At 52.7% G+C, this 14,659-nt stretch carries 12 protein-coding genes and 1 pseudogene; 9 read left to right on the forward strand and 4 right to left on the reverse strand.

Annotated elements, in window-relative coordinates; genetic code table 11:
• Positions 1–23: 23 nt before the first annotated feature.
• The 5 genes and pseudogenes from B150_RS19665 to B150_RS0104090 form a co-directional block, all read left to right on the forward strand.
• Positions 24–929 (forward strand): annotated as a pseudogene (locus B150_RS19665) (YifB family Mg chelatase-like AAA ATPase); the annotation flags it as partial.
• A gap of 207 nt (positions 930–1,136) precedes the next feature.
• Entirely contained in the window at positions 1,137–3,434 is a 2,298-nt protein-coding gene (locus B150_RS0104075) for a hypothetical protein (protein WP_040565138.1), read from the forward strand.
• Positions 3,431–5,479 (forward strand): hypothetical protein, encoded by a 2,049-nt coding sequence (locus B150_RS0104080; protein WP_020398614.1) that lies wholly within the window; start codon positions 3,431–3,433, stop codon positions 5,477–5,479. The genes B150_RS0104075 and B150_RS0104080 overlap by 4 nt, the downstream gene beginning before the upstream one ends.
• Positions 5,476–6,042, forward strand: coding sequence for a hypothetical protein (locus B150_RS0104085; RefSeq protein ID WP_020398615.1), 567 nt, complete (start codon positions 5,476–5,478; stop codon positions 6,040–6,042). Before B150_RS0104080 ends, B150_RS0104085 begins: the two co-directional genes overlap by 4 nt.
• Positions 6,026–7,252, forward strand: coding sequence for a tyrosine-type recombinase/integrase (locus B150_RS0104090; protein ID WP_020398616.1), 1,227 nt, complete (start codon positions 6,026–6,028; stop codon positions 7,250–7,252). Before B150_RS0104085 ends, B150_RS0104090 begins: the two co-directional genes overlap by 17 nt.
• Positions 7,253–7,693: 441 nt before the next feature.
• Here the strand turns inward: B150_RS0104090 and B150_RS0104100 are convergent, their stop codons facing one another.
• Complete coding sequence (locus B150_RS0104100; RefSeq protein WP_020398618.1) at positions 7,694–8,149, reverse strand: hypothetical protein; 456 nt, start codon at positions 8,147–8,149, stop codon at positions 7,694–7,696.
• A gap of 588 nt (positions 8,150–8,737) precedes the next feature.
• On the opposite strand from B150_RS0104100, the gene B150_RS0104105 reads away from it, so the two are divergent.
• From B150_RS0104105 to B150_RS0104120, 4 genes are read left to right on the forward strand one after another with little or no spacing between them, the layout of a single operon-like run.
• A complete protein-coding gene (locus B150_RS0104105; protein ID WP_020398619.1) occupies positions 8,738–9,730 on the forward strand; it encodes a thiamine pyrophosphate-dependent dehydrogenase E1 component subunit alpha in 993 nt (330 codons plus the stop codon).
• 29 nt (positions 9,731–9,759) lie between these two features.
• The gene (locus B150_RS0104110; RefSeq protein WP_020398620.1) at positions 9,760–10,797 is read left to right on the forward strand and encodes an alpha-ketoacid dehydrogenase subunit beta; all 1,038 of its coding nucleotides are present in this window, start codon (positions 9,760–9,762) and stop codon (positions 10,795–10,797) included.
• A gap of 16 nt (positions 10,798–10,813) precedes the next feature.
• Positions 10,814–11,044, forward strand: coding sequence for a lipoyl domain-containing protein (locus tag B150_RS0104115; RefSeq protein ID WP_020398621.1), 231 nt, complete (start codon positions 10,814–10,816; stop codon positions 11,042–11,044).
• Positions 11,045–11,047: 3 nt separating this feature from the next.
• Positions 11,048–11,731, forward strand: a complete 684-nt coding sequence (locus B150_RS0104120) for a 2-oxo acid dehydrogenase subunit E2 (RefSeq protein WP_020398622.1) — start codon at positions 11,048–11,050, stop codon at positions 11,729–11,731.
• A 93-nt stretch (positions 11,732–11,824) separates the two neighbouring features.
• Here the strand turns inward: B150_RS0104120 and B150_RS0104125 are convergent, their stop codons facing one another.
• The 3 genes from B150_RS0104125 to B150_RS19670 form a co-directional block, all read right to left on the reverse strand.
• Complete coding sequence (locus B150_RS0104125) at positions 11,825–12,289, reverse strand: hypothetical protein (protein ID WP_020398623.1); 465 nt, start codon at positions 12,287–12,289, stop codon at positions 11,825–11,827.
• 29 nt (positions 12,290–12,318) lie between these two features.
• A complete protein-coding gene (locus B150_RS0104130) occupies positions 12,319–13,695 on the reverse strand; it encodes a flavin monoamine oxidase family protein (protein ID WP_020398624.1) in 1,377 nt (458 codons plus the stop codon).
• 114 nt (positions 13,696–13,809) lie between these two features.
• The gene (locus tag B150_RS19670; protein WP_020398625.1) at positions 13,810–14,544 is read right to left on the reverse strand and encodes an IclR family transcriptional regulator; all 735 of its coding nucleotides are present in this window, start codon (positions 14,542–14,544) and stop codon (positions 13,810–13,812) included.
• Positions 14,545–14,659: the final 115 nt, after the last annotated feature.

The following is a 14,659-nucleotide window of genomic DNA, read 5'->3' on the forward strand; positions in this document are numbered from 1 at the left end:
GAGCATAGGGAAGTGGGGGCTTTATGGTTGCATCTGTGCAGACTGTGGCGTTTGAGGGCATCGAGGCGTGCCCCGTTGAAGTGCAGGTGCTGATCGCAAGCGGCCTGCCGTCTTTCACCATTGTAGGGTTGCCTGATAAGGCTGTGTCCGAAGCGCGCGAACGGGTGCGGGCGGCGCTGTCCGCCATTGGTCTTGCGCTACCGGCGGAACGTATCACCGTCAATCTCTCGCCCGCTGATCTTCCCAAAGAGGGAAGTCATTACGATTTGCCCATCGCCCTCGCCACTCTCATCGCCATGAATGTACTGCCAAGCGACTCGCTTGAGGGTGCTGTCGTGATGGGGGAACTGGGGCTTGATGGCAGCATTCGCGCGGTGGCGGGGGCCTTGCCTGCTGCCATTCACGCCAATGCACGAGACGCTGCTTTCATTTGCCCTGAAGCCGTAGGCGCGGAGGCCGCCTGGGCTGGAAGCAATGATCTGCTCGCACCCGCAAGCCTTTTGGCGCTGATCAACCATTTCCGCGGCAACCAGATGTTGCCCAAACCCAAGGCCAAGCCCGAGCTTGATAAGCGTGACCTGCCAGACCTTGCCGACATTAAAGGGCAGGAAAGCGCAAAACGCGCACTCGAGGTCGCCGCGGCGGGCGGGCACAATATGCTCATGTGTGGGCCGCCCGGTTCGGGCAAGTCCATGCTGGCGGCGCGCATGCCCTCAATACTGCCGCCGCTGACGCCAACAGAGGCGCTGGAGACAAGCATGATTGCCTCGGTCGCGGGGCTCCTCAAGGACGGGCGCATCAGCCGCGCACGGCCCTTTCGTTCGCCCCACCATAGCGCAAGCCAACCGGCACTTATTGGTGGTGGGCAGAAAGCACGACCCGGCGAAGTCTCGCTCGCGCACAATGGGGTGCTCTTCCTCGATGAGCTGGAACTTTAAAGTTTTTGAACGCTCGTCCATTCTCCAAAAACATTAAACAATGCAATTAATTAGTTTATTCCAGCAGCAGTAAAAAAATGGACGATGGTCCATTTTTTCTTTTCGGCTCGGCACATGCAACGCACTTTTTTGGGTGCACGTGTTGCTTTTTCAAAAAACATGTTCCTATTGGGTAGACCTTTTAATTTTGGAGGTCTTATGAGCATCATCAATGGCAAGCGCCACGATCTACGTAATTACGAATACAAGAACGTCCCTGCGGACGTACGCGCTGACTTTATTAATACCGTAGCAACCGTTGTACCCTGGTTTTCGGATAACATGTCTTTAGCCCTCATTGGGCTGGAGTGTTTCTGTCAGCTATATGATCGAACACTGAAAAAATCAGCAAAGCATTCCGCATCAAACAGGCAGATTGTAGAGCAATACTGCGTGTTGGTTTTTCAGGGAAAAATGTTTGACCGGAGCGAGTATGGTAACGTGCTTATGGCACGATATTTTCTCCAATGTGCCAACGCCCTAAACTATGTGGATACCAGTCCACTTCGCCTGTCACTGAAGTATCCCGATGAGTATCGTGAAGCGGTTGCGCAGGATTTACATGATTTGCCTTTCGATCTGGAGTTGCTGGAATATTGGAAGGGTTGGCCGTCGGTCTCTAAGTCTGGCTCTCGAAGGTATTTTCCTTTGCAAGAAGTATTGTCCACATGTGGAAAGGATTTCACAAAGAAGCTCTATGCAACGTTGGATGAATTCTTTCGAACTAGGCAACGGGGCTTACATGGTACCTGGCAAGCTCTGATAGACGGCTATGCGGAATGGGGTGCCGAGGGGAAGCTTGAAGACTTGAAGTCTCCACAGCACGCGGCAGCTTTTTTACGTACCTTATTAGTCCGATTCCTCTCGGAATCCAAGAATGCGGAAAATCCCAAACAGTATGCATCTGCTGCAATTGAATGGCGATGCCAGTTTCGGACTTTTATTCAGGATTACCTTATACCCGCCGGTTTGCTGGCACGCCCTGAAGGGGAATTTCCAATGCCCCGCGGAGAACGTATTCGCGGCGCTGACACAAATGTTCGAGTGAGCACGTCTGGCGAAAAAATAAAAGCAAAGCTCATTACTGAGGTACCTCTGGAGGTTACAGATCGCAATGCCGTTGAAATACTCTTTGACGGTATTGAGAAAGATGTTGGCTGGATAAGAAGTTGGGCTGAATTTGTAACCGGCACCGTGTGGGACAACGTCGTGCGCCGAAAACGCTTGGCTGAAACAGGCGTCGCCATTCCTCTGCCACGCCACATGTCGTCCCATACTGTCGAGAGGTCAATGCCGAACACTTGGCGGCGTTCGTCATCCAATCCTCATGTTGCTAACGACATGGCCGCGACATTTGAAGAGCACGGATATCTAACAGGCGACGATTTGGGGTTGCAGCAGCTATATGAAAATAGAGTCTCGGCGGCACGAGAGCTCGGTATGCCATCCACCAGGGTTATTTTGGCATATTGCGCTCTTCTAACAATTGAGCATCCAGCCCTCACCCGGTCAGCACTTCTGTCTCTGAAATTGTACGATAAGAACGGCTATATGACCGGATATCAAGAACGAGACGGACAGGCGTTTTTGATCAGCTATAAACCCAGAGCGGGGTCGAGCAACGCACAAAAATCAACGCAGTTAAATGAGCGCACATCTGCATTGGTACAACAAGCAATTCAAGTAACTCAGCCTCTAAGAGATTATTTGCGGAAGAAAGGAGACGATAACTGGCGTTACCTTTTTCTAGGATCGGGAAACACTTTTGCCCCGCCAAAGCCGATAAAAAATGATGAGATTTCCTACCGCCATGAGTTGCGCAGGGAATTTTCTGCGGACATGAAAGAACTTGGAGCTCCGAACTCTGTAACCGAACGCTTGGCTCATGCCTTTACCCTGACACGCCTAAGAGCAAGCGCGGCAACGCTTGAGTACTTACGCACAACCAGTATCTCCGCTATGGCAAGCGCCCTTGGCCACAAAGAGTTCAAGACCGCACTGATCGACCACTATCTCCCTGAGCCAATCCGGCGTTTCTTTGAAGAACGGTGGGTTCGTATTTTTCAGTTGGGGATCGTTTGCGAAGTCATGAAAGATTCTGATTACTTAATGGAAGCTTCCGGTTTTCAGAGTGTTGCGGAGATGGATGCATTTCTCCGTAACCATGCCATCACTTTCCCAGACGAAGAAATCACCGTCGATGAAACTATCGGTCAGGTGGGTAATGTGGTTGTAGGCATCAATGAGGACGTACTTGGTATCTATTGTGCCTTGTCGCAGGTCTCCGAGGCGGATGCGGAAGCTGCAGGCAGAACTTTCCATTTCTGGCACCAATTCGCAGATAAATTGATTTCGCACATTGAAAGCGCCGAGTTTTTGAGGCCGGACATCCAGAAGATGTTGGCTTCAGTGCGCGATAAAAAGGGCCCATCTCTGATCCGAGGGTTCTTGTCATGAATGAAGCTATCAAATTTCAGCGAGAGATCGAGTTTCTTGTCAATGGCACAGGCAAAAATGATCCATCACCGAATTGGTTGATCAGCAGGTTTGCGGACAATGATTGGATAATTGATCTGGGTCAGCAAGGTGTGATGTCAATTAACTTCGGAAAGAGGCTGGAGGATGGCAGTAGCCTGCTTGAGCCTCAAAATTTCGACCTGCTCAATGTTTTCAAGCATTGGATAGTGAGTGCAGTTGAACGAAGTGAAACCAACGTTGGCGTACTCAGGGGAACGTCTCGATACAGGAAAATCTCTACTACACTGGCGCTTATGGACTACTTTCTCCTTAGAGCCGAGCAATTTCAGTTGTCGAAGTTTGGCCTCTCTCTCGTAAGTATCAACGACATTCGCAATTTGATGGAAGATCTTGTCCGAAGCTCGTGCTCCAGTCTCAGCGTTTACCGCTGGCCGATCGAACTGAAATGCTATCTTGATCGGTGCATCGTTGGTTTCGACGCGGATCGGATTTTAAGCGATCATCCAGTTTTGTTGAGTGGTTTGGTACCTGAGGAAGATCGTTGGTGGACCTCGTCCGAAGGCGAGATTTTCGCCTACAGAGCGTACCTTTGGGCAATGGGTCTTTATTGTCAGCGCGGAGATCCTAAGCGGCTTTTCTCCGTGAAGCGAAGGAGTTTGGCAGATCGGGTTTTCTCTGAATTATTCAAGGGTGGATTTAATCACCCCGCTCCGCCGGAGCTGGAAATTTGGCGGGCCATGCCCAAGGTGGAACGATTTGACGCGGTATCGGTCAAAGCTCAAGGCGCGCGGCCGTTGCTCAAACAAGAGCTGGCCCGGTATGCCGCTTCACTCCGGGCTTTTGTGCGTTTGAACCTGGGTCTGGAGGGAATCACAGAACAAGACATTGATGACGCCACGAAGGTAGCTTCGAACAAGGCGGTCGAAACTGGTAGATTCAAGACTGTTCCACATCGCGTGGTGACCTACGCGTTGAGATCTGGCATGGAGTTTTACTTACGCTACGGGTCTGACCTGCTAAATGCTTATGTCCTATGCTGTAAGATAAGAAAAAAGCAGCCCGACCTTTCCTATGATGACGCTTTAGCGATTGCCCTACAAGATGGGGCTTTTGATAGCTTGTCTGATTTTGCTATCGCAGGTTGGTTTTTAGACAATAGAACGTCACCCACAGCGCATCATACAACTGCCGAGCCGAAGCAAGTGACTGGTCTGATAAACCTGATTCAGGTGTTGTTTGGCGCAATTCATATTACAGTCGGTGCCTTATCGGCACGCAGAATATCCGAGTTTTTAAGCATGCCGGTAGATCGTTGTCTCGATGCCACCGAGAGCTTTCTCGTGTTCTACAACAGAAAATCTGGCGCTGGGCCATATCGGGCTAAAAAAATCAGGCCGGTTCCGACAATCGTTTCCAAAATGATAGGACAGATAAAGCAGTTCCAGACAGAGCTTATAAAGCTTGAATGTTTGCCAGCTTACGTGCCGTTTCTTTGTGTTCCCAAGGTCCTAGGTGTTGGCCTTGTTTCAGTAGCTACTGTTAGATCTCAAGTGCACATCAACCGCTTCTGTGATTTTTTCGACATGCCCGGCGATGGTACGGGAACTCGCTACTATATTCGCACTCACCAACTCAGGCGTTTTTTTGCGATGGCATTCTTCTGGTCTGGCACGCCGTCCGGAGAGGATACCTTGAGTTGGTTTCTTGCCCATACCGATCCTGAACATCTTTACCGATATATCACGGAGGAAACGACGGGCGAGGTCTTGCGAACAATCAAGGCGGGCACGATTAGTGCCATGGTTGGGCACGACGCTCCTTGGAAAGAAGACCTGGAAGCATTGATGTTTCAGCGTTTCGGCGTGAAGAAGTTTACTCTTTTGACCGAGAATGAGCTGAATGACTATCTTGAGGCGCTGCTTGAAGATGGTACGGTCGATCTCGAACCGGTCTTCTATGAGAGCGAAGGAGGGAAAAGATACCGGATGTGCGTCAAAATCTCTCCGTCGGACGCCGGCGTATGACAAGAATTCAACAGCGAAAAGAAGCCGTTATTGCGCGCAAGGAGTGGCTGGAGACAATCAACCACTCGATTGATCAGTACACTGATGACACAGCAGTGCTTGATGCCCTTTCATCCCAGGTAAAGTTTGCGGCTTTTACCAACGAACACCACATGGCGATGTCCTTGAACGCGTTAAAACGGCAGGCAGATGCTGTGCTTGAGGGAGGGTTTCTCGCGCTGGAGCAATTGCGCAGGTCGGTACATATCCGTTTGAACAAAAAACGCGATGTTCGATCCGGCATTTCTCGAGACACCGTTCGTGACCTGAAGCGAACCAACACGCGGCTCCGGGAAAGATTACAAAGCCTTCATGGCGAACTGATGGTCTCCACCAATTGCATACGGCGCATTTTGCGTGAATTCGAGGAAGTAGTGAGGCGTTGTGGCGACAGCAAGGAGCTGGCGCGTTATCAAAAATTACGACGGGAGCTACTTGCCCTTTTCATGCATGGCATTAGCACGGATGAGGCGCTTGCCCGATTTGACAACGTTGTAGACCTGAAAAATGTCCAGAAGCGCTAAATCGAATTTTGAACTCCCGTTCGCATTACGGTCGGACGGAACTATTAGCACTATTCTTGCCGGCAAAGTTTCGCCAATTTATTGGCCCGACGGCAGATGGTGTTTTGCTGCAAACGCATTTTTGGTCGATTTGATCGAGAATAACAAATCGACGATCGACGGAGGAGGTACCATCACCACCTACGCTTCTCAGGTGAACCATCTTGTCACGTATTGTTATTCGAGAGGCATGGACTTTTTGGACCTTACCGATAACGATTTCACTGATTTTGTCTTCTCACTCTCAAGAAACTCGCACCAGCCCGCCGTGCCCGAGAGAAACGCGACGACCGTTCTAAATATTGGTCGCCTAGCACTGAGGTTTTTGGATTTTCTGGGTCGACACCTGTGTGACACGCCTCTCGTAGGAGCTCAGGGGAAAATAAATGCAGAAATTCGACAGGTAAAAGACCGCAGGAGACATGGGTGGAGCGCTGTATGGCACCATCGTAGCTTCCCTGCGCCTGAACCGATAAATAATAAGAAACCGATCGGAACCGATTCACTCGAAGCATTAAAGGCCGCCGCAATAGAATGCAGCGGCGGCAGCCACTTTATACTCATGCGGCGCCTCGCCATGATTTTGCTCCTTGAGGTTACGGGTTGCCGAAGAGCGGAGTTAAACGGCATCAAGACCCACGACATTCGGCGAGCGCTTCGGCTCTCGCAACCCATGCTCCGGGTTCCTTCACTGAAGAAAGGCGGTAATCGTATCGAGATGCGCGAAATTCCAGTGAACCGCTCAGATCTGGAGTTTGTGGACGAGTATATTGAGGTGAGCCGTCGTGTACTGAGACGCCAACTTGGGTTTAAAGGTGAGGATGCTGGCTTCCTCTTCTTGAACGCGCGAACAGGCCGCCAACTTACTACGGACACAATCACAGCAGAATTTAGAAATTTAGGGCGGCACGCAGGCTTAAGGAGCGCGGTGTCTCCTCACCTGTTGAGGCATCGATTTATCACGAAAATATTCGTGGCGATAAGAGAGCGATACAGATTTGAAAGCGCTGATGAGTTTACAAGAGCGTTGCAAAACAATCTGGCACTTCAGCGGGAGCTCATGCAGTGGACCGGGCATCGGTCTGCCCAGTCCCTCTACGTTTATATAGATGCGACCTATTCGGCGCCGGAAATTAAGCAGTTTGTTGCCGACTACCTACGCCACCGTTGATGGAGGCCTCTCTCCAAGCCTGTGCCATAGCGCTGGGTCCGGCTTTCTGATGATCTCCAGAAGGTCATTTTGAGAAATTGACGTCGCCCATCTTCTGAACAAGCGGCTTTCCCCGGGGCTCATGCCGTCAATTTTGGCCAGTGTTGGGCGCATTTTCCGAGCTACTGTGGATCTAGCGCATCCTGCTATGTCCGCAATCTGGACGGTGTTTTTCCTGTGGATACGAAAGAGAATAGCGAATACGAGTCCCTTGGACTCTGATTGCAGAAGGATTTTAGTCATAACTTCTCCGTTCGCCGAACGTATTAAATTCGACGTTTTGATTGAAAAAGTGAGCAAGCTATGAGAAGTTCCACTTTAGATTGGTTGCGGAACTAAACATAAAGGCTGCTCGGAAATCCCCATTTCCGAGTGGCTTTTTTGCTCATATGAGTTGGGCGGTTAAGGTTTAGTTTTGTACCAGAAATGTGCTCTCCCTCTTTTGACGTAGTTGGCCAAGTGCCGGTCCTCCAGTTTGAGGAGCACCTTATGAACGTCTTGCGTCCTTTTTATTGAATACCCCTGTGAGTTCAGCTTCTCTTTCAGGGTCGCAACCGGTAGCGCTGCGTTTGGATGCTCCGGCAGTGCATCCAGGGCAGCTTGTTGCATCGGGCCCAATCTGCCGCGAGCTGGTGTGTCTGCATCAGAAGGCAGGTCCTCCGGCTCCCTGAGGGCTTCAAGTGTCTCCAGTTGGATCTGCTGGATCTTTTTTTTATCTTCTGTTTTCGAAAGCTTGGACCGAAGATCGCCGATCTGTTTTTCTATACGGCCCTGCTCTTCATCAAGAAACTCGAGCGCGGTCATCACGTCCTGTAAGTGTTGGTTCAACCTGTGTTCGAGTGCAGAACTACTGTCCATGTATCCCTCCAATTATTGTTCGACTCATCCAACCTGTAGATGAGTTGGTGGGATATTTCTATAGCTGCACCCACTTCAATGTCGCAGGAGCCTATATTTTAATATAAGTCGTTGAAATATATGAAAAGTATTTAATATCAATAACTTGTGCGAAAAATACTATTTTTTCGCAGTATGTTTTTATGAGCTTTATGGAGGTTGTGCATGTAGGTTTGCGCTTCTGCACTACTATTTATGGGCGATAATATTGATTTGTCATAGTTTACCCCGTTTACGCTAATCCAAGGCATTTCCGCTTCGCTGAATTTTGCTGTCGGGTGTTGTGTGAAAATAACTAAAAAACCAAGCCGTAAGTACCATTGTTTCAAGCGTTCTTCTCGACAAAATGGTTGGGCTAGTGCCCGTTGATTTTTAGATCAATGATGTTGTTTCGAAGCGAGTTGCAGGTCAAAGGGCGGGTCCCGCGAACACGGCCTTTCCACATCAGTGACACTGTAAGGAACATACGCTCCCCACCATCTGCGGGATATTCTCTTCTAATGCAGACATCTAGGGTGGGAAAAATGCACAACTGGGAAGGGTTGGTTGATGTCACGAAAACCGGACATTCAGACGATGCTTTGGATGTACAAGCATATGGTGCTCAGCCGCCGCTACGAAGAAGCGCTTGCCGAGGCGTATCTCGAGGGCAAGCAGCCGCTCTTCAATATGGCGAATGGACCACTCCCGGGAGAAATGCACCTTTCCAACGGCCAGGAGCCCTGTGCGGTCGGGGTTTGTGCGCATCTGTTGGATCACGACGTCGTTACAGCCACCCATCGGCCACACCATATCGCAATTGCCAAAGGCGTGAACCTTCGTGCAATGACGGCGGAAATTTTCGGTAAACAGACCGGCTTGGCGGGCGGTCGCGGCGGGCACATGCATCTGATTGATCCTGCCGTCAATTTTGCCTGTACGGGCATTGTTGGCGAGGGTCTTGCCCCCGCGGCTGGCGCCGCGCTCGCACGGAAGATGCGGGGTGAAGATGGCATTGCTGTCGCCTTTATCGGCGAAGGTGCCGCGAACCAGGGCGCTTTTCATGAAACGCTGAACCTTGCGGCCGTATGGAACCTGCCGTTCGTTTGCGTCATTGAAGACAATTCCTATGGCATTTCGGTCCCCAAGGGCGCAGCGACATCCGTCCTGCATAACGATGTGCGGGCCGCTTCTTACGGTATCCGCGGTTATCATGTGGAGGGCAACGATCCACTTCGCATCTACGAGGTGGCAGGAGAAGCGATCGAGCGGGCCCGCGCTGGCAAGGGGCCCAGCCTTATCGAAATCGAGACCTATCGTCTTGCCGGGCATTTCATGGGTGATGCAGAATCATACAGGCCGGCGGGGGAAAAGGATGCCCTGTTCGCCCGCGATCCAATCCCAAAGTTCAGGCAGGAACTGGTCGACGCTGGCGCCGCAAGCAGTGACGACCTCTTATGGATTGAGGAAGACGCAAAATCCTGTGTCGCAGAGCTTATCGACTTTGCCAAAGCAGAAGCTTATGCGCCCGTTCAAGAGGCGCTTGAAAAGGTTTTTGTCTGACACGACTAAACCGTGGAGAGAAGGGCGATATGATGGCTGCCGAAAAAAAGAGAATACGAAAACTCACAATCGCCAAGGCAATGTCCGAGGCGATTGATCAGGCGATGACCTCAAACCCCGACGTATTTGTCATGGGGGAGGATGTCGGCAAGCTTGGTGGCGTGTTTGGCACCACGACCGGCCTTTTCGACAAATACGGCCCGGACAGGGTACGCGATACGCCGATTTCCGAAACCGGCTTTATCGGCGCAGCTGCGGGTGCTGCCGTCATGGGCATGCGACCGGTTGTCGAACTGATGTTCATCGACTTTTTCGGCGTCTGCATGGACGTTATCTATAATTTTGCCGCCAAAAACAGCTATTTCTCCGGTGGGCGGCAGGCCGTTCCCATGGTGCTCATGACCTCTGCCGGCGGCGGCTACAGTGACGGAGGCCAACATAGCCAGTGCCTCTATACCACTTTTGCCCACCTCCCTGGGCTGAAGGTAGTGATGCCCTCGAACGCCTATGACGCCAAGGGCATGATGACGGCGGCCATCAATGACGATAATCCAGTCATTTTCATCTTCCACAAGAGCCTTCAGGGCATGGGGTGGCTGGGCACTGCCAAGGGTGCCATCGTGGATGTGCCGGAAACCGTTTATGAAGTGCCACTCGGGAAGGCGAACATTTCCCGGGAAGGCAGCGATATCACGGTGGTAGGGTTTGGCAATACGGTTCACCATGCGCTTGACGCGGCTCGTGATCTGGCGCTGGAGGGCATTTCCGCCGAGGTGGTGGACCTTCGCTCATTGGCGCCGCTTGACCGGGAGACCGTTCTTGCATCGGTGCGCAAAACCGGGCGGCTTCTGGCAGTCGATGACGATCACCTGAGTTATGGCTGGACAGGTGAAGTGATTGCCAGCGTGGCAGAGGCCGGCATTGCGCTCAAATGCCCTGCGCGTCGCATTGCCTACCCGGATGTACCGGTACCCTTCGCCCGTCCCATGGAGCAATTCCTGTTGCCCAATGCGGAGAAGGTGAAGGCGGCCGTCCTCAGCCTGATGAACAGTGTTGTATCGGTTTAAAAAGCAGGAAGCTGTAATGCAGATCAAGATTGAAGACGATTTCTGGCAGGGTGACGACGAAGCGGTCATTACCGCCTGGCTCGTGGATGATGGTGCGGAAGTGGCCGAAGGTGACGTCGTGGCGGAAATGATGCTCGCCAAGGTTCAGATGGAGATAGAAGCGCCCTGTTCGGGCGTTATTCATATCGAGATGGAAGCCGAAGTGCCGCTTAAAAAGGGCATGGTCATCGCGACGATTGACCAATAGATCATGACAGACACAAAAAACGTCAGGCTTGCGGGTATCCGGGGCATTATTGCCCGCAAGATGCAGGAGAGCCTTCAAGGTTCGGCACAACTCAGTTTTCATATGGACTGCGATGTCAGTAGCCTCATCACGGCTCGTGAAGCCTATTCAAAGGCGGGCCGGAGAGTGTCCTACGAAGACCTGATATGCAAAAGCCTGTCCCAGGTTCTGCGCCGTTTTCCGGCATTCAATGCCCATCTGGTCGAGAACATCATTCACTATCAGGATGCGCAACATATCGCCTTCGCCATTGCTGCGCCGGACGGACTTATGGCACCGGCGGTCTTCAACGTGCAGGAAAAGGATGTCGACTATATCGCGCTTGCAAGGCGCGACCTGATCGAGCGTGCGAGTGCTCGGGCGCTGAGTGTGGAGGAGATGACAGGCGGCACCTTCACGATCAGCAACCTCGGCATGACGGGCGTGAAGTATTTCACTCCCATTCTGAATACGCCGCAGGTGGCCATTCTGGGGCTAGGGGCAATCTGGAAGCAGCCGGAACTGGGAACTGATGGAGAATTGATCTCAAAGCCCTACATGGGCCTATCGCTGACCGTGGACCATCGCGCCCTTGACGGCCTCGCCTGCGGTGAATTCCTTGCGGCTCTTTGCGCTGTAATCGGCAGCTTGCCCGGCCCGTTGGAATAGTCTCGCCCATCCGCCGATTCTCACCGCCGGAAAAAGCCCGCAGTAGAAAATACGCGGGCCTTTTGCCAGTTTTTCGCTTCCGCTTGGCGGACCCTATGCCATCAGTTCCGGGGGTGTGACGGCCGTTTCACTCTCATCTTCCCAGATCAGGCTGGCAATCGCGTGGCGTCCGCTCAGGTTCACAATATGCCACATATTGATCCCTTGTCCCACGGCCTCGGAGGCTGGCGGTGAATGCAGCGTGTAGAATGTATAGACGGAGCTGACATGGCCGATGGTTGTCAGCTTCCGGATATGATTTTTCTCGGCGAAACCGGTTTCGGTAAAGCCAAGGTCTTTTGCCGCCTGAGCGAAGAAACCGCCCCACTCAAGTGGACTTAGCTGGATGTTCCAGGGTGCCGGGCATAGAATGCTGGCAGTTGGAACAAAGAGCGAGCGCAGGCGCTCGTCATTATACAGGAAGGCACCCGGATTAAAGCTGAGTGTGTCATCGAATGCTGCGATCACCGCCTCAACGGATTTCACATCGGCGGGATCGGCATCAGGCCATTTGGTCATGGTCGGTTTCCTTTGTCACGGTTGGGAACTTATTTGAATGCAGCATCAATTTCGTCTGCCACACGGTGCGCAGAATGGAGAGCACCCTGAATCCAGGAAGGCCACGGGGACGCATGGTCGCCCGCGAAATGGAACACCCCTTCAGGAATATTGATCAGCGGCATGAGGCTGAACATTTCGCCGGGCCGGAAATAGGCGTAGCCGCCACGAATATTCGGATCGGCATCCCAACTTTTGACCGCTGAGAGTTCCACATGCTCACTGGCACCTGGCACCACGGCCTCGATATACTCGAGGGCAGTAGCGAGTTGCTGTTTTGCATCCATTTCCGCAATGCGGCGTCCGGCAACCCCGGGGATGTAGCACTCAAGCACGCCGCGGCGACCTTTTAGCGCAAATGTGGCGTCGCGCACCCCCAAGGCCGGCGTATCTGAAATCCCCATATATTCCGGTCCATTGTCCCCCCAATAGCGTTCCTTCATCTGGAGGAATACACGGGTGACCGAGCTATGGCCGAGTTGGGTTATTGCCGTTTGTTTGGCGCTTGAAAGAGCGGGGGTGACGGAGATCATTTTAAGGGCGCTGAACTGCAGTGCAAAGATCACCCGATCGGCTGTAAGCTCCCGGTGTTGGCCGCCCTGCTCATAGTGAACTGTCGCCTTTTCTGCATCATGTGCCACAGCCTTGACCGAAGCGCCGTAATGAATGCGTCCTTCAAGTGCGGCGGCCATTTTCTTGGGAAACGTCTCGCTGCCACCCTCGATCAGGGACCAGCCACCGCCTTCGTTGAGGAAGTCTCTCAGGCAAAAGAGCGCGGAAACATTTTCGATACCCTCTCCGTGGATGTCCGGGAATATTCGCCGGATAAGCGAGATTGCACCGTCTGAGGCGCCCCTGCTCCTGAGAAAATCGCAATAGCTCATTTCGTCATAGGGGCGGAGATCCTCGCTGGGCCATGCCGGATCCCGCGTATCGCCAAGCGCGGCAGCGACTTCCCCGACATACTTTTCAAGTATGCCCACAAGTCCAAGGGCACGCTCTTCCTCCGTTAAATCTACCGGCCAATCTTCGGATACGGAACCGACCCTGACGCGGCGCCCGCCGATTGTCCAACATGTGAAAAGCTTGTCCTCGGGAATGGGATGGAGCTTGACTTCAAATCGCTTGATATAATCGTTCGTCAGGTCATGGACGCCGGGGATATAGGTGGCGCCGGCTTCGGCATAAAGACTGTCAGAGAAAACCCGCAGGGTCTGGATACGGCCACCGGGCCGCTCCGTCGCTTCCAGCACTGTTGCACGGAAGCCCAGCTCCTCCAGCTTGAGCGCGCTGGCAAGGCCGGCAATGCCGGCCCCGATAATGACAACATGGCCCCTTGAGGCCGATTCCTTTTCTGCAACTACCATAGCACCACCTCCCATCTTTCCTCATGCGGTTTGCTATGGCATCAGGCTAGCCTTGAGGCCTCTGCGGGAAATCCCCCACTTGCGGGGCACATAAGCACACCATACCCGGCGGGATTATAAGCCGGGCTGGCAGGCGCCGCTGATTTGGGCGGCAGTCTGTTTCAGTTGCTCACGAGTCGAGGGAGCAAGCAACTTCGCCTTATCCCCGCATGAAACGGAGATCGCAGCAAGCGCCCGTCTCGCCGGGCCGAAAACCGGCATGGCCATGCAGTGAAGACCCAGGCTTATTTCCTCGATATCCGTGGCGTACCCCTGTCTCGATACATCCATCAGGTGGCTGTGCATGTGATGGGGATCGGTTACGGTGTGGGGAGTCAACCGGATAAAAGGCCCTCCAGCGAGATAAGCGGCGAGGTTATCTGTCGACAATTCCGACAGCAGAACCTTGCCTATGGCGGAACAATAGGCTTCAAGCTGCATGCCTTCCCGGGTGAACACCTGCTCTTCCCCGTGTGGAACTTTCACGAGATAGGTGACCATATCATTTTCGAAGATGCCGAGATGGCTGGTCATTTTCAGTGTTTTACTGAGGCGGGCGAGATGAGGCCGGGCCAAGGCCCCCAATATGCCGGCTATATCAGCCTGCGAGAGCGAAAGCATGAGCGGGATACCTGGCATGACCTCGCCGTTTTTCGGCCGCGCGAGAAGACCGGCGCGAAAAAAGGGCACAAGGAGACGGTATGCCGTAGACACCGGCAGCGCCAGTTCCTTCGCCGCAGTTTCCACGGTAGTACCCGGATTCGATACAATATGGGAAAAAAGGGCGACTGCCTTTGCTGTTGATGTCATGAAACCACGTCCCTCTTCTGCTGGATGGCCATGACAGCTACGCTTGGCCTATCCTTATTCGCGATTCTTACACTGTGAGAATATCTTTGATCAGAAAATTGCGAATCTTGCAAAA

The sequence above is a fragment of the Kordiimonas gwangyangensis DSM 19435 = JCM 12864 genome, from assembly GCF_000375545.1.
GTDB lineage: Bacteria > Pseudomonadota > Alphaproteobacteria > Sphingomonadales > Kordiimonadaceae > Kordiimonas > Kordiimonas gwangyangensis.

Coding starts and splice junctions, on each gene's coding strand:
- B150_RS19670 (WP_020398625.1), bottom strand. CDS start 14,544: ATGACATCAACAGCAAAGGCAGTCGCCCTTTTTTCCCATATTGTATCG.
- B150_RS0104125 (WP_020398623.1), bottom strand. CDS start 12,289: ATGACCAAATGGCCTGATGCCGATCCCGCCGATGTGAAATCCGTTGAG.
- B150_RS0104080 (WP_020398614.1), top strand. CDS start 3,431: ATGAATGAAGCTATCAAATTTCAGCGAGAGATCGAGTTTCTTGTCAAT.
- B150_RS0104090 (WP_020398616.1), top strand. CDS start 6,026: ATGTCCAGAAGCGCTAAATCGAATTTTGAACTCCCGTTCGCATTACGG.
- B150_RS0104105 (WP_020398619.1), top strand. CDS start 8,738: ATGTCACGAAAACCGGACATTCAGACGATGCTTTGGATGTACAAGCAT.
- B150_RS0104115 (WP_020398621.1), top strand. CDS start 10,814: ATGCAGATCAAGATTGAAGACGATTTCTGGCAGGGTGACGACGAAGCG.
- B150_RS0104120 (WP_020398622.1), top strand. CDS start 11,048: ATGACAGACACAAAAAACGTCAGGCTTGCGGGTATCCGGGGCATTATT.
- B150_RS0104110 (WP_020398620.1), top strand. CDS start 9,760: ATGATGGCTGCCGAAAAAAAGAGAATACGAAAACTCACAATCGCCAAG.
- B150_RS0104085 (WP_020398615.1), top strand. CDS start 5,476: ATGACAAGAATTCAACAGCGAAAAGAAGCCGTTATTGCGCGCAAGGAG.
- B150_RS0104100 (WP_020398618.1), bottom strand. CDS start 8,149: ATGGACAGTAGTTCTGCACTCGAACACAGGTTGAACCAACACTTACAG.
- B150_RS0104130 (WP_020398624.1), bottom strand. CDS start 13,695: ATGGTAGTTGCAGAAAAGGAATCGGCCTCAAGGGGCCATGTTGTCATT.
- B150_RS0104075 (WP_040565138.1), top strand. CDS start 1,137: ATGAGCATCATCAATGGCAAGCGCCACGATCTACGTAATTACGAATAC.